This window comes from Fibrobacter succinogenes (assembly GCF_902779965.1).
GTDB classification, from domain to species: Bacteria; Fibrobacterota; Fibrobacteria; order Fibrobacterales; family Fibrobacteraceae; genus Fibrobacter; species Fibrobacter succinogenes_F.
This window is the reverse complement of the sequence record NZ_CACZDK010000007.1, coordinates 77,874-99,131: the sequence shown is the minus strand read 5'-3', so window position 1 is coordinate 99,131 and position 21,258 is coordinate 77,874. Positions and strand designations below refer to the sequence as shown.

General features: G+C 46.7%; 22 protein-coding genes. 14 read left to right on the top strand and 8 right to left on the bottom strand.

The window, feature by feature from the left end:
* Window positions 1–134 precede the first annotated feature (134 nt).
* A complete protein-coding gene (locus tag HUF13_RS05340) occupies window positions 135–1,046 on the bottom strand; it encodes a hypothetical protein (protein WP_173474163.1) in 912 nt (303 codons plus the stop codon).
* A gap of 260 nt (window positions 1,047–1,306) precedes the next feature.
* Entirely contained in the window at window positions 1,307–1,603 is a 297-nt protein-coding gene (locus HUF13_RS05335; protein WP_173474162.1) for a hypothetical protein, read from the bottom strand.
* A 325-nt stretch (window positions 1,604–1,928) separates the two neighbouring features.
* Here HUF13_RS05335 and HUF13_RS05330 point away from each other — a divergent pair, with 325 nt between their 5' ends.
* The 5 genes from HUF13_RS05330 (at window position 1,929) to HUF13_RS05310 (ending at window position 4,633) form a co-directional block, all read left to right on the top strand.
* Complete coding sequence (locus HUF13_RS05330; protein ID WP_304038846.1) at window positions 1,929–2,525, top strand: RNA polymerase sigma factor; 597 nt, start codon at window positions 1,929–1,931, stop codon at window positions 2,523–2,525.
* Window position 2,526: 1 nt separating this feature from the next.
* Complete coding sequence (locus HUF13_RS05325) at window positions 2,527–3,300, top strand: hypothetical protein (RefSeq protein ID WP_173474160.1); 774 nt, start codon at window positions 2,527–2,529, stop codon at window positions 3,298–3,300.
* Window positions 3,287–3,922: a PrsW family glutamic-type intramembrane protease gene (locus HUF13_RS05320; protein WP_173474159.1), complete on the top strand. Its 636-nt coding sequence runs from the start codon at window positions 3,287–3,289 to the stop codon at window positions 3,920–3,922. Before HUF13_RS05325 ends, HUF13_RS05320 begins: the two co-directional genes overlap by 14 nt.
* A 106-nt stretch (window positions 3,923–4,028) precedes the next feature.
* On the top strand, window positions 4,029–4,301 hold the full coding sequence (locus HUF13_RS17265) for a hypothetical protein (RefSeq protein WP_304038842.1): 273 nt from the start codon (window positions 4,029–4,031) through the stop codon (window positions 4,299–4,301).
* Complete coding sequence (locus tag HUF13_RS05310) at window positions 4,298–4,633, top strand: hypothetical protein (RefSeq protein ID WP_173474158.1); 336 nt, start codon at window positions 4,298–4,300, stop codon at window positions 4,631–4,633. The genes HUF13_RS17265 and HUF13_RS05310 overlap by 4 nt, the downstream gene beginning before the upstream one ends.
* Before the next feature lie 429 nt (window positions 4,634–5,062).
* Here HUF13_RS05310 and nifJ read toward each other — a convergent pair whose 3' ends face one another.
* The 3 genes from nifJ to HUF13_RS05295 all read right to left on the bottom strand — a co-directional run bounded on the left by nifJ (window position 5,063) and on the right by HUF13_RS05295 (window position 10,212).
* Entirely contained in the window at window positions 5,063–8,626 is a 3,564-nt protein-coding gene (nifJ, locus tag HUF13_RS05305) for a pyruvate:ferredoxin (flavodoxin) oxidoreductase (protein ID WP_173474157.1), read from the bottom strand.
* A gap of 216 nt (window positions 8,627–8,842) precedes the next feature.
* Window positions 8,843–9,520: an N-formylglutamate amidohydrolase gene (locus tag HUF13_RS05300; RefSeq protein ID WP_173474156.1), complete on the bottom strand. Its 678-nt coding sequence runs from the start codon at window positions 9,518–9,520 to the stop codon at window positions 8,843–8,845.
* Complete coding sequence (locus HUF13_RS05295) at window positions 9,517–10,212, bottom strand: peptidase-C39 like family protein (protein WP_173474155.1); 696 nt, start codon at window positions 10,210–10,212, stop codon at window positions 9,517–9,519. The genes HUF13_RS05300 and HUF13_RS05295 overlap by 4 nt, the downstream gene beginning before the upstream one ends.
* 163 nt (window positions 10,213–10,375) lie before the next feature.
* Here HUF13_RS05295 and HUF13_RS05290 point away from each other — a divergent pair, with 163 nt between their 5' ends.
* The 5 genes from HUF13_RS05290 (at window position 10,376) to HUF13_RS05270 (ending at window position 14,872) form a co-directional block, all read left to right on the top strand.
* The gene (locus HUF13_RS05290) at window positions 10,376–10,984 is read left to right on the top strand and encodes an FISUMP domain-containing protein (protein WP_173474154.1); all 609 of its coding nucleotides are present in this window, start codon (window positions 10,376–10,378) and stop codon (window positions 10,982–10,984) included.
* Window positions 10,985–11,033: 49 nt separating this feature from the next.
* Complete coding sequence (locus HUF13_RS05285) at window positions 11,034–11,201, top strand: hypothetical protein (protein WP_173474153.1); 168 nt, start codon at window positions 11,034–11,036, stop codon at window positions 11,199–11,201.
* Between the two features lie 77 nt (window positions 11,202–11,278).
* Complete coding sequence (gene tgt, locus HUF13_RS05280) at window positions 11,279–12,421, top strand: tRNA guanosine(34) transglycosylase Tgt (protein ID WP_173474152.1); 1,143 nt, start codon at window positions 11,279–11,281, stop codon at window positions 12,419–12,421.
* Window positions 12,422–12,442: 21 nt separating this feature from the next.
* Window positions 12,443–13,615 (top strand): putative heme d1 biosynthesis radical SAM protein NirJ1, encoded by a 1,173-nt coding sequence (gene nirJ1 / locus HUF13_RS05275; RefSeq protein ID WP_173474151.1) that lies wholly within the window; start codon window positions 12,443–12,445, stop codon window positions 13,613–13,615.
* Between the two features lie 66 nt (window positions 13,616–13,681).
* Entirely contained in the window at window positions 13,682–14,872 is a 1,191-nt protein-coding gene (locus HUF13_RS05270) for an Lrp/AsnC family transcriptional regulator (RefSeq protein ID WP_173474150.1), read from the top strand.
* 4 nt (window positions 14,873–14,876) lie between these two features.
* On the opposite strand, the gene HUF13_RS05265 is transcribed toward HUF13_RS05270, so the two are convergent.
* Window positions 14,877–15,524, bottom strand: coding sequence for a hypothetical protein (locus HUF13_RS05265; protein ID WP_173474149.1), 648 nt, complete (start codon window positions 15,522–15,524; stop codon window positions 14,877–14,879).
* A 156-nt stretch (window positions 15,525–15,680) separates the two neighbouring features.
* Between HUF13_RS05265 and hemA the strand changes: the two genes are divergently transcribed.
* The gene (hemA, locus tag HUF13_RS05260; RefSeq protein ID WP_173474148.1) at window positions 15,681–16,940 is read left to right on the top strand and encodes a glutamyl-tRNA reductase; all 1,260 of its coding nucleotides are present in this window, start codon (window positions 15,681–15,683) and stop codon (window positions 16,938–16,940) included.
* 8 nt (window positions 16,941–16,948) lie between these two features.
* The gene (hemC, locus tag HUF13_RS05255) at window positions 16,949–17,902 is read left to right on the top strand and encodes a hydroxymethylbilane synthase (RefSeq protein ID WP_173474147.1); all 954 of its coding nucleotides are present in this window, start codon (window positions 16,949–16,951) and stop codon (window positions 17,900–17,902) included.
* Between the two features lie 44 nt (window positions 17,903–17,946).
* Here the strand turns inward: hemC and HUF13_RS05250 are convergent, their stop codons facing one another.
* Window positions 17,947–18,744, bottom strand: a complete 798-nt coding sequence (locus HUF13_RS05250) for a hypothetical protein (RefSeq protein ID WP_173474146.1) — start codon at window positions 18,742–18,744, stop codon at window positions 17,947–17,949.
* A 48-nt stretch (window positions 18,745–18,792) separates the two neighbouring features.
* A complete protein-coding gene (locus HUF13_RS05245; protein ID WP_173474145.1) occupies window positions 18,793–19,353 on the bottom strand; it encodes a deaminase in 561 nt (186 codons plus the stop codon).
* 23 nt (window positions 19,354–19,376) lie between these two features.
* On the opposite strand from HUF13_RS05245, the gene HUF13_RS05240 reads away from it, so the two are divergent.
* The gene (locus HUF13_RS05240; protein ID WP_173474144.1) at window positions 19,377–19,532 is read left to right on the top strand and encodes a hypothetical protein; all 156 of its coding nucleotides are present in this window, start codon (window positions 19,377–19,379) and stop codon (window positions 19,530–19,532) included.
* Complete coding sequence (cobA, locus tag HUF13_RS05235; RefSeq protein ID WP_173474143.1) at window positions 19,516–21,249, top strand: uroporphyrinogen-III C-methyltransferase; 1,734 nt, start codon at window positions 19,516–19,518, stop codon at window positions 21,247–21,249. Before HUF13_RS05240 ends, cobA begins: the two co-directional genes overlap by 17 nt.
* The last annotated feature ends 9 nt before the right edge of the window (window positions 21,250–21,258 follow it).

Below are 21,258 nucleotides of genomic sequence, written 5' to 3'. Positions count from 1 at the left end.
GATTTTTTTATCTTTTTAAATAAGATTTTGTGATGTTTTATTGCAAATGAAAATAAACGCAAAATAAAAACGCCCAGAATTAAATCCTGAGCGTTTTGTGGTGTAGTTTAATTGAGTGGTTCTATGGTTAGGTTCTAAAGAATATATTTAAACTGGATTGATTTATCCTTTGCGTTTATAACGACCAAGGCAATCCTTGGCTTTGCGCCTGGATGTACAGCCGTTACTTCGGCAGCGAGGAAACGGTCGATGCCTGATACAACTTGATCTCCAAGGTATGCGAAAGGCTTGACGTCCGAACCCACAAAGTGTTCCATAACGGAGTTGAATTCGTTCATGACTTCATCAGGAATATTTGTTGTTGGGGCGATTATTATGCTGCCCGGTCTTACAAATCCGTAGCTTTCGATAATATTTTCGATAGAAACGATTTGGATTTTTCCGTCGTTAACATTGAAAATTATAAGAACTATACTGACGCTTGGGCAGATGCGTACAACGGTAAATTCAGCGAGAATGGCGTAGTTGTGTCCGTGGACAAGCTGTTCACCAAGATAGGCGATGGGCTTGTAGGCTGCTCCATATTGGTGGTTCAGTTGCTCAATAGCTTTGTCTACGTCTGTAGGCCAGTCTTTAGTTTTAACATCGATCTTCCATTCTCCAAGAGCTTCTTGGACATTGTCGACTACTGGAATGAGTCTTGAAATGTTGATTAACTGACCGTTAGGAATAGCTACGGTTGATTGTCCTGCTTTAAGCGGAGCGATCGTGAATATTTGAATGTCGTTCGGTTCTTTTGCGTCGAATTTTGCGTAGAATGTTATAAGAACATTCTTTTTGACGTGTGGCTCCCAAACGGAAGACTTTTCGGCAAGAACAGTATAGTTGTCGCCTGCGACAAGCTGTGTTGCTAACTGTGCTATCGGTTTATAGGTGATTCCGTTATCAACGCTGTTTAATTTTGCAAAAGCGAGTTCTATATTTTTTGAAAAGTTATCTGTAACGATATAAACAATCCATTCGCCGCAATTTGTAACTTCTTGCATTTAATTTCTCCTATTGTTTGTGTGTGTTTATCAGGCTTTTGGCTCTTCATTTTATTAATTGCAGGAATGCTTGTTTTTACTCTTTATTTTATTTGAAATTTTTGTTTACGAAATAGCTGGCTTGCTTTAAAAGCAATTTTATAAAAAATAGACACTAAAAAATGCTGGATTTTGATTGATCTCAGCATAAATTCTTTAACCCTGAAACCGAGTTTCGGTTTTATTAAACGATAAAGGTTGTTGATGCAAGTTGGCTTGAGTTATTTTTTCTTCTTCAATTGTTTGACAAGAAGAGTCACCACGATGCCCAAAACAAATCCCAGAACTGCGGTCAGTACGTATCCGCCGGATTCCGCAGAAATAATAAACGCTCCGTATGCGGATGGCGTTGCGGAAATCGCTGAACCCGAGAAAATGCCGATTACGGCAAAAAGTGCGATTAGGGTAAAGCCTGCTGTAGTCGTCAAAATGTTCGTTACCTTTCGGTCATGCTTTTGTCGGATGATTCCGGCTCGTCGTTTTATTTCTTTTAAGGCGTCTTCTTTTGAGTATTTCATGTTTTCCTCCTAAAATATTCATTTTTTAATTAATTGCATAATTTAGTTTTTTTACTCGATCTTTTATTGTAAATAAATATTGTATTTGCTTAAATGCAAGAAAACGCCTGGGATAAAATCCCAAGCGTCTATTGAGGTGTAAATATCTATAGGAACGTTTTTTAATTTTCAAATTATTAATTGCGAGAAAGCTGGTTTTTACTCAAAATTTTATTATAAATTTTTATTTACATTACGATATGCGGCGTTTTCTTTGTAAAAATTAAGAATCAATCTTGTTGGTTGTAATTAAATAATTAGATTTTGTTATGAAAACATAATCTTGATGGGAAAATGGGAGATGCCGGATATTGATGGACAGCTGTTTGTCCGTTTTTTGAATCAGGATGCTCAAGATGCTCTTGAGGTCATTTTTGATAAGTATAGGGACAGCCTTATTTTGTTCCTGTATGGTTTCGTTCAAAATGTTGATGTCGCCGAAGAGCTGATGATGGACACATTTGCCATTTTGGCTTCTGGCACGGCTAAGTATAAGGAAAAAAACGGTGCGTCGTTCAAAACTTGGCTTTTTGCGGTTGCCAAGAATCAGGCGCTGATTTATCTAAGGAAAAATAAGGTCAAGTTTGTTTCTTCTGCGAGTGATTTTTTGAACAATGTCGAAGCTGATGCTGCTTCTCACCCGATTGGGATGCTTTTGCAAAATGAGACGGATTCGCAAGTGTATCGTGCGATGAAGTCTATCGATGCCGATTACAGGAATGCGTTATTCCTTTTGTATTTCGAGAACATGAAGCCTGAGCAGATTAGCAGAATCATAAAGAAAAGCATAAAGCAGACGTACAATATTTTGGCGAGGGGGAAAGAGGCTCTGCGTATTGCGTATGAACGGATGGGCGATTCGCATTTAGCTGGAGAAGGCTAAAATGAGTGGATTGACTCTGTTTGGTATAATAACGACCATTTTACAGTCAATTGTTTTAGTTGTTATTATTGCAAAAACCGTCCGGTTGATGGATAACGGAAAAAATGTGTTTCTTCCGTTCTTTTTTATGTTGGCGATGACCAGTTTTCTTTTGAGCAATATGTATTGGATTGCTTATGATGTTTTAAAACCGGATACGCGCATGCCGATTGCGGCTAATGAAATAGGGGAGTGCGCTATGATTCTGCTTTTGTCGGCAGGGCTGGATGTGGTGCTGAAGGACAAAAAAAAGATTTTTGGGGAGATTGTTTTTGCGATTCTTTTTATCGGCGTGAATATTGCGTTGTGGATCGCGTGGTCTGGCGAATGGCTCCAGGATGTTTTGTTTGGGATTCCGTACATCTATTTTTTGTGGCTCTTGATTCGTGGAATGCGGAGTAGGGGAGTGTTGGCTCGGAAGGAGCTGTGGCTTGCGGCGGTGATGGGTGTTTCTGTTTTGATCTTGCAAATTCCTTTGCTTTATGTGAAAGGTTTTTTGTTTGAGTCTATTAAAGTGGCTTTTTTTGTGGTGATGTTTGCTTTGATGGCTTGGCTTGGGGTTAAAAGTTTTCGGAGTAAGGATTACTTTATGACATTGACGTTCTTTTTGTGGACGGAACTTTCGATGTTTTTGACTTCTGGCGTCTATTATTATTTGGCTTTTTCTTCAAATGTTCTGGTGTTACCGTTGATGTATGTGTCGATGAAAAGGGAACTTGCCAATGATTTATGCTGAAAATGTTCTGATTTGCATCGCGGTGCCGCTTGCAATTACGCTGCTTTTCACGAGGGGGAGCGCACGCTGTTCGACGATTTCGTTCCTTGCGGGCATGTTGGTTTGCATCTTGTCGGCGTATATTTCTGGGTTTATTCAATTGATATCCGGTTTTACGGCCGAGGATACCTCTATTTTCCTTTCTCCGATGATAGAAGAGTGCATGAAGCTTCTGTCAATGTTGTTTTGCGTTTACGTGTTCAATCCATCAGATGACGATACCCAGTTGTGTGCTGTTGGTGTTGGGGCCGGATTTGCGACGTTTGAAAATTGCTGCTTCATCTTATCATCGGGTGCTCCGCAATTGGCGAATGTGTTGGTGCGCGGCGCGGCTGTGGGCGTGATGCATATCGTGACTTTGGTGGCGTTGGCTAAGGGTATGCAACTGCTGAAAAATTACAAGGCTTTTTCGCTTGCGGGTATTGCGGGTGTGTTGTCGCTTTCCGTGACGGTCCATGGGCTTTACAATCTTTTAGTTTCTAAGCCAGGTGTTTCATTGTATATCGGGTACGTGATGCCGATGTTCTGCGCGATACTGCTGTATCGAATCAATAGCGAAACAAGTCGATATGATGAAAAATGATGGGTGCATTGGCGGCCTATTTGTTCTTAATCACGTATTTTTCTGAATTGTTGTAAAATTGATTTTATTTACTTGCATTTATATTATGAACGTAAGGCTTTTTGACATGGATACCCCCTCTAACACAGCTAGCTTGTGCTGTTTAAAGGTTTCTTTTGCGGCTTTGGTTGCAACTTTTTTCAGTCTAGTTTTCACCGCGTGCGGTGACGATTCTTCCTCGGCATCCGTAGAAATTTCGGACGAAAGTTCATCTGCGCTTGACATCGGCGAGATGACCCTTCGCGAGAAAGTGGGGCAGATGTTTTTTGTGCGCCCTGAAGCGCTTGATACGAGTATCCATTGGAGCGAATACGCCGTACTGGCGGAAGAATCGATATGAATCTGGAAGGAATTTCGGAAAGGTTCTTTGAATCAATTAATGTTTATTTGGATAGTAACAAATATGGGAATGTATTCCCCCAAAAGGTATTAGGTTCTTTTTTTAAGGAAGAGGATGAAGTCATAATTGATTCAACGAATATTCGAACAATGAAGACTATCCATGGTGTAGGGATATTTGTACATCAAAAAATCTTTGGAGATGAAACCCGCCTAAAATTGGTAATCTATAATGATGATGAGTCTAAGCCATTGGTTTTGAAATTCGATATTGCTCAACGCAATTGGAAAACAACACGTTCTCATTGCGTTGATGAGTTTCTTCTTTTATAGAAGCCTCCTCCGCTTGGCAGTGGATGCCCGCTTCTAAAAAACACACCCCGCCACTCATCGTGACGGGGCGTTTTAGTATCTCGTAGGGAGGTGAAGGACTGGATTGCTTCGTCGCCTGGCGGCTTCTCGCAATGACAAGTCCTGTCTACTGCCTACTTCCTACTGTCTACTTTTTATACAGCCGTGTTCTGGCTCATGGCTTCGTAGTATGCGAAGCGGGCATCGGTATGAGACTCCGCATTCAACTATCGCATATAAGAACTTGTGACGTTGAATGCTCCGCGCTGCGAAGGCTACTTAAGAGTAGCCTCCTTCGCTTGGCCGTGGATGCCCGCTTCTAAAATGCAAAACGCATCAACAAAAAAAACGAGAGCCGAAATTTCTTTCGTCTCTCGTCTATAGGACCGAAGGTCCGTTCTTTCGTCTAAACTACACAGCCGTGTTCTGGCTCATGGCTTCGTAGTAAGCGTAGCGGGCATCCACTTCCTTCTGGAGGTCGTCGGCGAGTGCCTTGGCGACTTCCGGATTGGTGCGAGTGAGGGCCTTGAAGCGGTTTTCGGTGTAGATGTATTCTGCAACCGGGATAGTCGGCTTCTTGGAGTCGAGGATAAGCGGAGCCTTTCCTTCGGCAGCGAGGGCCGGGTTGTAACGGAGCAGAGTCCAGTAACCGGAATCAACAGCCATCTTCTGGTGTGCAAGCTGGTTGTTGAGGTCGAAACCGTGGTTGATGCACGGGCAGTAAGCAATGATCAAGGACGGACCATTGTGAGCTTCTGCTTCCTGGAGCACCTTGAGAGCCTGAGCATCGTTTGCGCCGATGGCGATACGGCCGACGTAAACGTTCTTGTAGCTCATGGCGATAAGGCCGAGGTCCTTCTTGCCAGCGCGCTTACCAGCGGCAGCGAAGAGGGCAACGGCGCCACGGTTCGTGGACTTGGAGGCCTGTCCACCCGTGTTGGAGTACACTTCGGTATCGAGAACGAGGATGTTCACGTTTTCACCGGTTGCCATGACGTGGTCAAGACCACCGTAACCGATATCGTATGCCCAACCGTCACCGCCCATGATCCACACGGACTTCTTGACGAGGTAGTCTGCGAATTCGTCGCGGAGGCTGATTGCCTTTTCGCAATCTGCATCCTTGAGGGCTTCCTTGAGCTTAGCGACGTTAGCGCGCTGAGCCTGGATGCCGGCTTCGTCGTCCTGCTTCTGAGTCTTGAGAGCTTCAACGAGATCAGCCGGGAGCTTGTCTGCAACTTCGTCGAGGAGGCTTACAGCCTGGGTTGCATGCTTCGTGATTGCGAGGCGCATGCCGAGACCGAATTCAGCGTTGTCTTCGAACAAGCTATTTGCCCAAGCCGGACCGCGGCCTTCCTTGTTCTTTGCCCACGGTGTGGTCGGGAGGTTACCACCGTAAATGGAAGAGCAACCCGTTGCGTTTGCGACGACCATGCGGTCACCGAAGAGCTGAGAAACGAGACGGACGTATGCCGTTTCGCCGCAGCCTGCGCAAGAGCCAGAGAATTCGAACAACGGTTCGAGGAGCATGGCCTGCTTGACGAGGTTCTTGTTAACCTTGGTGCGGTCAAATTCCGGGAGGTCAACGAAGAAGTCGAAGCACTTGCCTTCCTGTTCCTTGATCGGTTCCTGCGGAACCATGTTGATAGCCTTCTTGGTAGCGTCGGTCTTGTCCTTGCCAATGCAAGCCTGAGTACAAACGCCGCAACCCGTACAGTCGTAGCTAGAAACGGAGATTGCGAATACCGGCTTGTCGGAACCTTCGAGCTTGAAGCCCTTGGCCGGAGTGTACTTGAAGCCTTCCGGAGCGTTCTTCACGGCGGATTCATCGACGACCTTCAGACGGATAGCTGCGTGCGGGCAGACCATAGCGCACTTGCCACACTGTACGCATGCGTCCGGATTCCAGGACGGGATGTTGAGGGCGAGGTCGCGCTTTTCGTACTTGGTGGTACCGGTCGGGAACACACCGTCGACAGGCATCTTGGAGACCGGGAGCTGTTCGCCGTTGCCCTTGATGATTTCGGCTGTGACTTCGTTCACGAACTTCGGAGCGTTGCCGTGGATCGGAGCGCGGAATTCCTTCGTGCTGGTGACAGCGGCCGGAACCTTGACTTCGAAGAGGTTGGCAAGGGAAGCATCGATAGCGTCCCAGTTCTTCTGGACGACTTCCATGCCCTTCTTGGCGTAGGTCTTTTCGGCGTACTTCTTGATGTACTTGATAGCAGTTTCTGCATCGAGAACGTTACCGAGCTTGGAGAAGAAGCAGGTCTGCATTACAGTGTTGATGCGACGGCCCATGCCAGTCTTTGCTGCGACAGCGTATGCGTCGATGACGAACACCTTGAGGTGCTTCTTGATGATGGCTTCCTGAACCGGACGCGGGAAGGTATCCCAAACGGTGTCAGCGGAGTGCGGGGTGTTCACGAGGAACGTTGCGCCGTCCTTGGCATACTTGAGCATATCGACGGATTCGAGATGCGGAGTATGGTGGCAAGCGACGAAGTCTGCTTCGTTTTCGCCAATGAGGTACGGGGCGTCGATGATGCTCTTACCAAAGCGGAGGTGAGAGGTGGTCATGGAGCCGGACTTCTTGGAGTCATAGACGAAGTAACCCTGAGCGTAGTTGTCGGTTTCGTTACCGATAATCTTGATGGAGTTCTTGTTTGCACCAACGGTACCGTCAGAACCGAGACCGAAGAACATGGCCTGGAAGAAGTCGCTTTCGAGCTTGAAGTTCGGGTCGATGGTGAGGGATGTGTTGCAAACGTCGTCGTTGATACCGACGGTGAAGCGAGCCTTCGGTTCAGCCTTGGAGAGTTCGTCGAAGATGGCCTTGACCATAGCCGGCGTGAATTCCTTGGAAGAAAGACCGTAGCGGCCACCGATCATCTTCGGCATAGCCATCTTGCCAGCCATGACTGCTTCGGAAACAGCAGTGAGGGCGTCCTGGAAGAGCGGTTCGCCTGCGGAACCCGGTTCCTTCACGCGGTCGAGGACGGCAATCTTCTTGACTGTCTTCGGGAGAGCTGCAACGACAGCTTCCATCGGGAACGGACGGTAGAGGCGGATGTTGACGAGACCGACCTTTTCGCCCTTGGAGTTCAAGTACTTGACGGTATCACCGATGGTGCAGGTAGAAGAACCCATGGAAATGATGACGCGTTCTGCATCGGCAGCACCGACGTAGTCCACAATGTGGTACTGACGGCCAGTGTAGCTTGCAACCTTGTCCATGTACTTCTGGACAATTTCCGGAACCTTGGCGTAGAACGGGTTCACGGTTTCACGACCCTGGAAGTAAACGTCCGGGTTCTGAGCGGTACCGCGCATGGTCGGACGGTCCGGTGTCATAGCGCGTGCACGGCAAGCCTTGACGTACTTGTCGTCGATAACGTCGCGGATGACGTTTTCATCGAGAGCTTCGATCTTCATCACTTCGTGAGAAGTGCGGAAGCCGTCAAAGAAGTGCATGAACGGGACGCGGCTTTCGAGCGTGGAAGCGTGGGCCACGAGAGCGAGGTCCTGGCATTCCTGAACGCAAGAGGAGGCGAGCATTGCAAAACCGGTCTGGCGGCAAGCCATAACGTCGGAGTGGTCACCGAAAATAGAAAGGCCTTGCATAGCAAGAGCACGAGCTGTAACGTGGAAGACTGCGGGTGTCAGTTCGCCTGCAATCTTGTACATGTTCGGGATCATCAAGAGAAGACCCTGGGAAGCCGTGAACGTAGTGGTCAGGGCACCAGTCTGCAAAGCGCCGTGGACGGTACCAGCGGCACCACCTTCGGACTGCATTTCAAATACGCGAGGAACTTGACCCCAAATATTCTTCTGGCCCTTGGCACTCCAGTTGTCGGAATGTTCGGCCATCGGGCTGGACGGGGTAATGGGGTAAATTGCAATAACTTCGCTCAACTTGTGGGCGACGTTAGCGGTTGCTTCGTTACCATCAACCGCAATCATCTTTTTTGCCATGGACTATCTCCATTTTTTAGGTTTTTTCGAAAAAATCTGATCATATACACCTATGGCGTGTGGCACACGCATAAGGGCAAAAATCCACGCATAAAATTAAATAAGATTATTAGGAAAAACTGTAAGTTTTTTGAAAAAAGACGAGAATTTAAGGTTTCGTTCTTTGCTTTTATGAAGAATGCTAAAAGTACGTCATGCGGGCGGGGCCCCAGGGCGTTACTTGCTCAGCAGCTTTTGGTTAATCTCTATTTCGAGTCCGGCGTAGGCGGGTCCGAATTTTTGTCGGAGTGTGGTGGTGAGTCCGTCGGATTTGCCGAGGTACGGGTAATTCTTGCGGATTTTAAGCCACGGGGCGCGTTCACGGATGCTCTTGATGAGATTCTCTGCAATTCTTGCTTCGGCGGGGCGGCTGGGGTCGTAAAGAATCCCTACGTCGGCGTCGCGTTCGACATCGTTTAGGACAGGAGTAAAACTGTGAATGCCCAAGTGAATGACTTTTGGCGGGGCATCTTTGCCTGTTTTGCGTTGCTTTTCGGGAATTTTACCCGCGACAAAGCTTTCGATTTTCTCACGGTATTTTTCCCAAAGGCTAAGCATGCGCGCTTTAACTGAGTTTGGCAAGTTCGCTGTATATTCCGAATAGAACGACTTGCTGGTCGAACTGCGATTCATGTCTACGACAAGACGCGAAAACTTGCTTGCGCTGTGAAAGTCCGGCTTTAGGCGCTTCACAAGAATCGAAAATATTTTGTACGCACCGATGTCATAACCGCGGTGGGAGGCGAGGACTTCGTCAGGAATTCCATCCCTCTCGCGGAATGCGCGCAATACGAAATCCGGCAGAGCGTTGCTCGCGTGTTCGCAGGTAATCATCAGAGCCGGAGCGTTCTTCATTTTTTCTCCACAACAAGAATGTTTCCATCGTACGTCATGACACCCAGCAAAATGCTGTGGATCAGACGGAATTTGTCTACTTTGTAATAAGGGCCGTTTGCCATCGGGTTGGTACAATCTGGGTCTGCGACCATGAACTGTTTTTTCTCGTCAAGTCCATAAAGCACTACAAAGTGGCCCATGGGCTCGCCGTGAATGTCATCAAAAACCGATTGGTCCTTATCGTTTGTGTATTCGCGGGGGGAGCGGTAAAGGTAAGTGGCGCTGAGTCCGCAAAGTACGGGAATGCCGCGCTTGAAGTAACCTTCGAACATGCTTGCGCGAAGGTCTGCCGTAGCAACGGTTCCACCCAAGTCAATAAATCTAATATAGGCGTCAATGGCCTTTTTAAGTTTTGGAGCGTGTTTTGCCTTGTGCAAGGCTACAAGCTTTTCTCGTAGCTCAGGCATTTTGAGCTTGCTCCAGGTCGGGTCGAAAATCTTTAGATTGTATGAATAAATTGTAGCCTTGAAACCGCGTTTGAGAGCATCAATACCAAGGAAAACGCCTAACGTTCCACCTTCTTCCAGAAATTCAATTTCGGAAATGAGCTTTTTAAGGGAGATGTTATAGCCAAGATAAGAGTAAACTGCGTGTAGGCTAGTCGGTCCGCACGTAACATCGTCTGGCTGAGGGAGTATTTTCAAGTCCATCGAGTGCCTCGTATTAACCGTGGCGGTTTGTTCATCAAATCGTCGTTCCGACGCACAAATATAGAAAATTGTTATTGGTTATGAGTTGTTTGTTAGTAGAAAATAAGGTTTAGTTGTTGTCGCAAGAATGAAAAAATTCTATTAAAAAACTTATTTTAATTGTATGAAAGATAAAATAGGAATTTGTGGCTTCGCTTTGCTTGTTGTTGGCATTTTGGCCTGCTCTGATTCGACTCCGTCCGGTGCGGAATTTCGAGCAAATTTCTTTGTCGATTCACGTGACCAGCAAACGTATAAAACTGTAGATATCGGTGGGCGAGTATGGATGGCCGAAAATCTCAATTATCAAGAAAAATTGGATAACGTTGCAGATTCTGTTCGCGGATGGTCTGGGTGTTTTAATAATAGTGATGATTACTGTGAAAAACAGGGGCGGCTATACCAATGGAATGTGGCGATGAACGCTTGCCCAGATGACTGGGAACTTCCGTCCAAAGCTGATTTCGATAGCTTGTTTGCATCGGTGGGTGGTCTTAAAAACGCTGCGGATTCTCTAAAATCGCGTGGTTTTATCTCCGAAATTCAGGGCGGATATTACTACATGGAATATTTTAGCTTTTTTGAAAATTACGCTTATTTTTGGACCCGAGACGAGGTTCGGGGGCGCAATGCTTACAGTGTGATGTTCGAAAATGGGCGTTCTAGCGCATCTTTTGATGAAACATACGAGAATTTTGCGTTATCTGTGAGGTGCATCCAAAAAAAATTTTAAAAATTATATTATATTAGCTACATCACCATCAAAAACATTAGGAGCTCCTATGGCTATCGACCACAATCTCTTAACGGGACAGTTTCGTCCTCTTGGCGAAAACAAAATTGAGCATACTCTTTCTGCAAGCCAGAAAGTTTTGCCCACGCATACGGGTAAAAAGGCAATGCGCCATTTGACCCCGCGAAATAGAATGCCGAAACTCGAAAAGTCGTAACGGTGTCGTCATCCTGGAGCCCGCAAGGGCGACGGGATCCATAAAAATAAAAGACGAAGATTTCTATTTTTGGCTTCGTGAACGAAAACCCTTTTGAACTTTTAAAGAAATCTGCAAAATCCAAGGCCCGCCTTGGTGTTATCCATACGGCGCACGGAGACGTGACAACGCCCGTGTTTATGCCTGTAGGTACCGCGGCGACGGTCAAGGGGCTTACGAGCCGCGACATCCGCGAACTTGATGCAGAAATTATTCTTGCGAATACGTACCATCTGTACTTGCGACCGGGCACAAAGCTTATTGCCGAAGCTGGTGGCGTGCAGAAGTTCATGAGTTGGAACAAGCCGATGCTCACGGATAGCGGTGGATTCCAGGTGTGGAGCTTAAAGCAGTTCCGAAAGATTACCGAAGAAGGCGTCCAGTTCAAGAGTTTGCTGGATGGCTCTCGTCATTTGTTCACACCCGCAAGCGTGATGAATGCGCAGCGCGAAATTGGTGCGGATATCATCATGGCGTTCGATGAATGCACGCCTTACCCGAGTACGGTCGAGGAGGCGGAAAAGTCGCTTGCGCTCACGCTCAAGTGGACGCGCGAGGCGAAGGAATGGTTGGAGGCGAATCCACCGATTCATGGCTATCCGCAGTTTTTCTTTGGAATTGTGCAAGGCGGCATGCATAAGGAACTGCGACAGAAGTCCATCGAAGCGCTCAAGAAAATTGCACCGGATGGTTATGCAATGGGCGGGCTTTCGGTGGGCGAGCCTGTCGAGACAATGTACGAAATCGCTGACTTTTGTACAAACTTATTGCCCGAGGACCGCGCCCGTTACGTGATGGGTGTGGGAACGCCGTGGAATTTGCTAGAGCTTGTGAAACGTGGCGTGGATATGTGCGATTGTATTCTGCCTGCGAAAAACGCACAGGATGGATTAGTTTATACAAGCCGTGGTGTGCTCCGCTACAAAGGTGCTAAATTTGCGCACCAGCACGATTTGCCGCTTGACCCGAATTGCGATTGCTATTGCTGCCGTAACTATAGCCGCGCTTACCTCCGCCATCTTTTCAAGGAAAAGGAACCGCTTGGCTGGACGCTTGCGGCGATTCACAATTTGCATTTCTACATCCACTTGATGAAGTCCGTGAAAGCGCATATCGCAGACGACACTTTTGAAGAATGGGCGGACGAGCAGATTAAGATTTTGCAACAGAGCGCAGAATAAAATTTCTACATTTGGCGCATCATGATCAGTATTACTAAGCTTTTGATGGATTCCCCGAACTTTGGGGATTCTCTTCGTTACGAACCGCGTGCTCACGAATCTAAGAACGGTGTGGGTCCGGGCCGTGGTCCGGTGGTGGTGTGGAATTGCACCAAGACTTGCAATTTGAAGTGCGTGCATTGCTATGCTCGTTCCGAGGCTATCAAGTACCAGAACGAACTTTCGCACGAAGAGGGAATCAAGCTTATTGATCAGCTGGCGGAATTTAAAGTGCCGGTGCTGTTGTTCAGCGGTGGCGAACCGCTTTTGCGCCCGGATTTTTTTGAACTCGCGAACTACGCGGCAAGCAAGGGCATCCGTCCGACGATTTCGACGAACGGCACTTGCATTACACCGGATGTGGCCCAGAAGCTCAAGGCGATGGGCGTGGGCTATGTGGGCATCAGCTTGGATGGTTGCGAAGAAACTCACGACAAGTTCCGCGGTAAGCCGGGTGCGTACCAGTTGGCTTTGCGTGGTATCCGCAATTGTGTGGCGACGGGCCAGAAGGTTGGGCTGCGTTTTACGATTACGCGTTACAACGTGCAGGACCTGAATGCGATTTTTGATTTGCTCGAAGCGGAAAACATTGATAGAGTTTGTTTCTATCACCTTGTCTATAGCGGTCGCGGAAGTGCGATGGTCGAGAACGACTTGAATCACGAAGAAAGCCGCAAGACGATGGACTTGATTATCGATCGCACTTTGGATTTTAAGAAGCGCGGCGTGAACAAAGAAATTTTGACAGTCGACAACCATGCAGATGCCGTTTATCTGTACCAGCGTATGAAACGTGAAGATCCGGAACGCGCGAAGATTGTTCTGGATTTGATCCAACGCAATGGCGGAAACCGCAGCGGTATGGCTTTTGGCAATATCGATAGCGTCGGTAACGTGCATCCGGACCAGTTTACGCAATATATCACGCTCGGAAATGTTCGCGAACGCAACTTTGGCGACATTTGGACGGACGAATCGAACTCGATTATGGCGGGTCTCAAGAACCGTAAGCCGATACTCAAGGGACGTTGCCCGAATTGCAAGTTCCTGAATTTGTGCAACGGCAATTTCCGCACGCGTGCCGAAGCGGTGACTGGCGACTTCTGGGCCGAAGATCCGGCTTGCTATTTGACGGATGAAGAAGTGGGAATTTAGTAGGAAGTAGACCGTAGGAAGTAGGAAGGTTGTCATCCTGGAGGGAGTGCACGACCGATAGGATCCATGAACTCTTTTGAACAGCAGATTCTCGATGTGATTCAGGATGCGTTCCCGTTGGCGGAACGTCCGTACGCTGTCCTTGCGGAAAAAATCGGCTCAGATGAAACCACGGTTTTCGATGCCGTTGAGAAAATGCGCGCCTCTGGCGTGATTCGCCGTATTGGTGGCGTTTACGATTCCAAAAAGCTGGGCTTTATTTCGAGACTTTGCGCGGGGAAGGTTCTGACGTCATCGCTTGATTTTTCTGCAGAACCGCATGCGCAGACGGCGATGGAAAATTTTGCCACCGTCGTGATGAGCGAACCCTCGATTACGCATAATTACATCCGCAGTCACGAATACAATGTTTGGTTTACGGTCATTGCCGAAAATGAATCCGCAATCCAGGCTGTTGTGGACCGCGTTTGCGCGAAGACGGATTTGCACGATGTGCATGTGATGTCGGCAACGCGAAAGTTTAAAATCAATACGGTGATGAAAGGCGCTAGCGTGCCAGTAGACAGTAGACAGTTGGCAGTAGGCAGGAATAGCGACGAGAGAGGGACGGAACGTCATTCTGACAACCTTGTCATCCTCGAAGCGAAGCGTAGGGGAACCATTATTTCTCGTGTTGACGCTTGGTTGGAAGAATCCAGTGAATTCAGGAAGACTGCGGTCGATCTCTCCGAATCTGACAAAATCCGTATTCGCACGGCTTGTGAAGATATTCCGCATTCGCTCACTCCGTTCAAGGATTGGGGCGTTTCGTGCGAAGAACTCCGCGAAGATATTGACGCCAAACGTATGCGTCGTTTTGGAGCTATTCTGCGGCATCAAGATGCTGGTTTTGCTTTTAACGCAATGGTTTGCTTTAGAATAGTAGACAGTAGGAAGTCGGAAGTAGGAAGGGGTAGTAACGTCATCCTGAGTGGCGAAGCTACGAAGGATCCTGTAAAGTCTTGTGATTTGATTGCGCAAGCGGGCTCGCTTCTTGCTTCGAATCCGCATATTTCTCATTGCTATGAGCGTCCGTCTTTTGAAGGATTTCCGTACAACGTATATGCGATGATGCACGCCAATTCTGCGGAACTTTTGGATCAAATCATTGCCGATTGCGTGAATGCCTTGAGCGCGCTACAACAATCTTCTGTTGAATTTGTCGTGCTGAATTCCGTTCGCGAACTCAAGAAGACGAGCTTCAAGTTTTTTGCTTGAGTTTCTAGAATCTGTATCCTAAACCGGCGTATGCAACGCCTTGTTGTCCAAAACCGAGTAAGCCAAGAGTAATCGGGAATGTTCGACCAATTTCGATTCCTATAAATGTGATGTGAAATGCCGGAAAAATATCTGGTAAAAAATCAGAAAAAATGATTCCTGCATTTAGTTCTACGAACGGGTTGACATAACCTTCATAGTTGCAATTTAATTTGATTTTAGGCATGATTGTGTAAAAGGAGCCTTTTTTAAAAGGATGCGCGTAATTGAAAATTAAGCCTGTTTCTACGACTTCATTGAACTTATAACCATAATTTATTGAATAAGCTCCATACATGGATACGGGAAGTTTTTCATGACCTAAAGAGAAAAGTTCTGTGAATGCAGAAATGTGCATTGCGGCAAAGTCGCTAAGTGTGAGTATTCCGTATGTAAATGAAATGCTATGATGCTTGACTTTGTCTTCTTGAAAGCCCGTTTGCATGCTCAAATCTTTTTTTGCAGTCTGTGTTTCGCTTTTTTTCCACGTTGAATCCGTTTTGATGCCTTCTCCGGCTTGAGCGTTTTCGACATATGTACCCATATCCCAAGCGTTGGCTTGCGATGCGAAAACTAACGAAATAATAGCGCTGGAGAAAATTCTTTTTATCATGCTCTTGAATATCCTAGCCAAGTAATTCAGTTTCTATAAATTTATATATAATATTTTTTTGAAAGAAAAAGTATTTTTCAATTAAGAAAGTACTTGTGTCATAGTGAAATCCCCTATATTGCGTGTGGTGGAGTTTATTTTTTCTATCTTTGGATCATGCGCAAGATTTATATGGCAGGAATGAGCCACAAGGTGGCAGAAATCGCAATTCGCGAAAAGTTTTATATTCCGATGGACGTTAAGACGGAGGCATTGAGTCATTCTCCGTTTGACGAGCTTTTGATTCTTGCTACTTGTAACCGCACTGAAGTTTATGTCGCAAGCGATCGCGATTTGGATACTGCCGAATTGGTTCGTTATGTTTGCGGACTTGCGCACCAGAGCTATGATGATTTTGCAAAGTTCTTCTACACGAAGGCTGGCGAGGATGTTGTGCATCATGTGATGAACGTGTGTGCGGGGCTTGATTCCGTGGCAATGGGTGAAGATCAGATTTTGCACCAAATCGACCGTGCTTACGAAACAGCGCACCAGCTCAAGGCGACGGGCAACAGTTTGAATAAACTTTTCCAGAGCGCCATCCACACGACAAAGCGCATCAAGACCGAAACGAACTTGAGCAAGCTCAGCTGCAACATCCCGTTTTTGGCGATGAAGCAGGTGCAAAAGACTTTTGACGATTTGGAAAATCGCACTGTTTATATTGTGGGGCTTGGCGAAATGGGTTCGCTCATGCTAAAGTACGTACAAGAGAATACGACGAAGATTTTTGCGAGCAGCAGAACATTTACCAATGCGGAAAAGTTCGGTGATGTTTTGACGCCTGTTCGATTCGAAGACCGCTATAGTGTTGTGGGCAAGAGCGATGTGCTAATCCTTTGCAGCGCAAGCCAGGAACCGATTATCACGAAGGAAAAATTTGAAAAGGCGATTCAGGTCGCGGAATCTACCGAAGTAGCCCAAAAGACTGCCGCTTCAAAACGCCTTGTCGTTGACCTCGCGAATCCGCGCAATGCGGAATCTTCAATTGGCGATTTGCCCGGTGTGCAATATGTTTGCGTTGATGATTTGAAACAAATTGTGTCTGAAAACCGTCGTTTGCGAATGATTGAGCTTGAAGCTGCGCAAAAGATTTTGCAACAAGGTATCGAAGATTTTATGCAGTGGTATCGCATGGACGATATTGCAAAGGATATCCATGTCTTTGCCGAAAAAATGGTGGCGACTGCGAATGAAGAATCTGAAAAGTTGTTGCGCTCGCTCCCAGATGTGTCTGATGCGGACAAAAAGCGCATCCAGATGATGTATGAACGCTTTGCCAAAAAAATGGCTAATGATTATTTGTACAAGATAAAAGATTCGAATTCAGTCGAAGACGTGTTGACGTATTTGAAATGTCTTCGTAAATGTAATTAGGGGGAGCGATGAAACTTCGTGTAGCAACTCGCAAAAGTGCTTTGGCCTTGGCTCAGACAACGATGGCTGCCGAGGTTATCGGCGTGCCTTACGAGCTTGTCTCCATGACAACTGAAGGTGATCGCCGTTTGGACAAGTCGCTTTCGAGTTTTGGCGGCAAGGGCGTGTTCATCAAGGAACTTGAAATTGCGCTCCTCGAAAATCGCGCTGACATTGCTATTCACAGTCTTAAGGACATGCCGGCCGAAGTGCTGCCGCAGTTCAAGCTTGCCGCAGTCTTGAAGCGTGAAGACCCGCGTGATGCATTCCTTGCGCGCGGTGGTGCTGCAGGCGTTCGCTTTATGGATTTGCCGGCTGGTGCTCGCGTCGGAACAGGTAGCATTCGTCGTATCGTCCAATTGAAAGCGCTCCGCCCGGATTTGGAATATGTGCCGATTCGCGGAAACATCCAGACACGCATTGGTAAACTTGCGGAACTTGATGGAGTTGTGCTAGCGGCGGCCGGCCTCAAACGCATGGGCCTTGCAGACCAAGTGACGGAATACTTTAGCACGGACCAGGTGCTCCCCGCCAGCGGTCAGGGAATTTTAGCGATTGAAACTTTATCGGAAAAGGTCGCAGAGCCTGGTCGAAGCGACCTCGCACAAATTCTCGCTCGTGCGAACGATGTCGCGACTTATTGCATTGCTTCCGCGGAAATGTCTTACTTGAAGGCGCTCAATGCGGGCTGTCAATTCCCGGTGGCAAGTTTTGCAGAAATTGTTTGCAATGAGGACGGATTCCATCTCGATTCTGAAACTGCTCCGACTTTAAAAATTCGTGGCATTTACTGGGACGAAAAATCTGAAAAGTTGCTCCGTGCAGAAGTAGTCGGAAACCTTGATTTGAATACTGTGGATTTTGTGCTGCAATCAAAAAAATTGGGCATTGCGCTAGCCCAAAAAATTCAAGAACAGTTGTAAATAGTTTATGACTAAATTGGGGATGTAAATTCTTTTATTGACGGTTACATGGCGTAGATGCTTATTCCGCCCGTAAATCCATAGTACCACTGTGGTGTGTTTATATAAGTTATTGATGCACCTGCGCTTAATTCAATCCATCTGTTGATTCTAATTCCCGCTGTGATATACTGTGTTGTGATGGCTGCTAGGTCTAGGCTATGCTCTTCAATTTTAACGCGGGGTGAATATAAACTTGCACTATAACTAATAAAGAATTTATCTATATATATACTTGCAAATGCACCAATGAATGGACTTGTGAAATAGTCTTGTTGATTATCTTTGTATGCTTCGCATTCTTCAGTTTTTTGGATGAACAAGTCGTATTCGTAGTCACATTTTGTAGCGTTGTAATCCATTTCAATATATTGGTGGTATAGACCAAAAAATAGGCCGAATTCAACGTGTTGCAGGTTTGCTCCAAAAGTGAAGTGATGGTATATTCCATCTCTGTATCCCAAACCGGATCCAAAAAAGAAACCATCAACCTTGTAGAGAAAATCTGCTTTGCCGCTGAAATCTATACCGCCTGTTTTATAAGTAATATAGGTGTTTTCGGAATGCTCGTTGTTTCTTTTTGTAGTTTCTTTGATTTCTTTTTCTTGAACGGAATTTATTTTGCCTGTAATGCGCCATGAAGCAGAATGTGAATCTTGGTTTGTATTTGCACCGTGAACTTCTGGAGCTTCGGCTACGGTCATGTCCAGTGTATGGATCTTTGTATAATAACCTTCACACCCTAAAAAGAATAGGGTGCTTAGAATACTGATAAATATTTTTACTTTTTGCTTGATCTTCATGATCTACAAAATAATAATTGCTTCGGAAAAAGAACAGCAAAAAGGCTATTAAATTATTTTTTTTGGCTTGGAAACGACGGGACGAATGCGTTTGCCGCAAAGTGTCACGATGATTCCTGCTTGGGCGAACATGTAGTAGGCCGTGTCGCGGCTGTTGTTCAGCGTGGACTTGGGGTCGTAATCATCCTTGGTCACGAACACTTCGGCAACGCCTGAAAGGCTGATGTCGAGAGAACAGCGTTCGCATGGGAATCCAATCACATAGAGCTTGGAACCGGGAGGCACCTTGCCGCGGGCGTAATGGAGCGCGTTGATTTCGGCATGGACCATGAACGGATATTTATTCGCTTCGAATTCGTGATGGCTGATGAGGTCGCCTGTATCTGCGTCCAAAAGGTCGTAGGCCAGGAGTTGTTTTTCTCGCGTATAGGGTACCGTCTCGTCGTCGAATCCGGCGGGGGCTCCGTTGTAACCGGTACTGATAACTCGACCGTCAGCGCTGACAAGCACTGCTCCCATTTGCGTGTTTTGATCTTTGGAAAGACGTGCCTGGGCACACATCATCTGCGTATAGACTTCGTCGCGAAGCTTTGCTCTAGAACTATTCATGCCAAAAATATAGGCAAAATTTAATGAGTGGAAAAAAAATTTATGAAATTATCCGTAAAAAAGAGAACCACTCCGAGCTGGGGCCCCACCCGCATGATGTACTATTGTCTTTAAAAAATGAATTTTTGGCGGTGAGCCAAAGATTTTCTAAATTTGATTTTGATGGAAAAAGCAAATAATTTCGGAAAGGTTTATCTGATTGGCGCAGGTCCTGGTGATCCTGGACTCTTGACTTTGCGCGCTCATGCGATTTTGGAAAAGGCGGATGTCGTCGTTTACGACCGTCTTGTTTCACCAGCAATTCTTGGAATGTGCAATACAAAAGCTAAGATGGTTGATGTGGGCAAAATGCCAACGCACCACAAGGTAAAGCAATCCGAAATTAACAAGCTTTTGGTGAAGTTCGCCATTGAAATGCCTGGTGCAACCATCGCACGCCTCAAGGGCGGCGACCCGTTTGTGTTCGGTCGTGGAGGCGAAGAAGCTTTGGAACTCGTGGCTGCTGGCGTCGAATTTGAAATCGTGCCTGGCGTGACCTCGGCAATCGCTGTGCCGGCCTATGCGGGAATCCCAGTGAGCCATCGCGGAATTGCAACAAGTTTCCATATCATCACGGGGCATGAGAAAGAAGTAGACAGTAGACAGTCGGAAGTAGGAAGTGATTCTGCCATTCCCGCGAAGGCGGAAATCTCCATGCCTTCTTCTGGTGAACCTGTTGGACTTGATTTCGAGACGCTTGCTCATTGTCCTGGAACGCTCGTCTTTTTGATGGGTATTGGCAATATGGATTTTATTGCTCGACGCTTGATAGAATGCGGTAAAGACCCGAAGACTCCGCTTGCGTTTATCGAAAAAGGAACGACTCCGTTCCAGCGTACAGTGATGGCAACGCTTGAAACTGCGGGGGAGACGATTGTCCGCGAACATGTAACCGCTCCCGCGATTACGATTATGGGCGGCGTTGTTGAACTTGGCAAGACTCTTGCTTGGAAAAAGAACTTGCCGCTTTCGGGCAAACGCTTGGTTGTAACGCGTGCTGCAAAGCAATCTAGCGAAATTAGCGCACGCCTTACGGCTCTCGGCGCCGAAGTTATCGAAACCCCGATGATCGAAACTCGTTCTTTGGAAAAACCTCTGGTTATGTGTCATCCTGAGCGTAGTGAAACGGAGTCGAAGGATCCAGATCAGCATTGCTTTGCCGACTTTGGCTCCCTCGCAAACTTCGACATCCTTGCCTTCACGAGCACGAACGGCGTGGAAAGTTTCTTCAAGCAGTTGTTCGCTGCTGGCTATGATGTGCGCGTTTTAGCCGGCAAGAAAATTGCAAGTGTCGGAAAAATCACCGAAAAGAAGTTGCTCGAATATGGTATTCGCTGTGATTACGTTCCCGAAGACCATACCGGCGAAGGACTGGGAATGCTTCTTCGAAGCATTTTAGACGAAAGAACGCTCGTAAACTCGCTACAGACGAGAGACGAGTGTGGTTTAACAAGTTCCCTGAGCTTGTCGAAGGGAACGGAGTCCATGAATTTGGATGAATCCCGTATCCTCCTTTTGCAAGGCAATCTCGCTGATGATACTTTGCTCAAACTCTTGCCGAAAGCAACTCGTTGGACTGTCTACGAAACGCTCCCGGTGGCTGAACTCCCTGATTGGAAACGCGAAGCCGTGGAATCTGCCGATGCTGTGGTTTTTGCAAGCTCCAGCGCCGTCGAGAATTTCTCAAAAATACTAAGTTCTAAGTTCTGCCAACTAAGTTCTCAAAAAGCTTTTTGCATCGGTCGCATGACTGAATCCGCAGCTTGCAAGTACGGTTTTGAAACGGTTACCTCTGACGAAACAACGATGGATTCTCTCGTGAAAAAAATCGTGGAATATTACACAAAAGAATCCTAACCACTAACA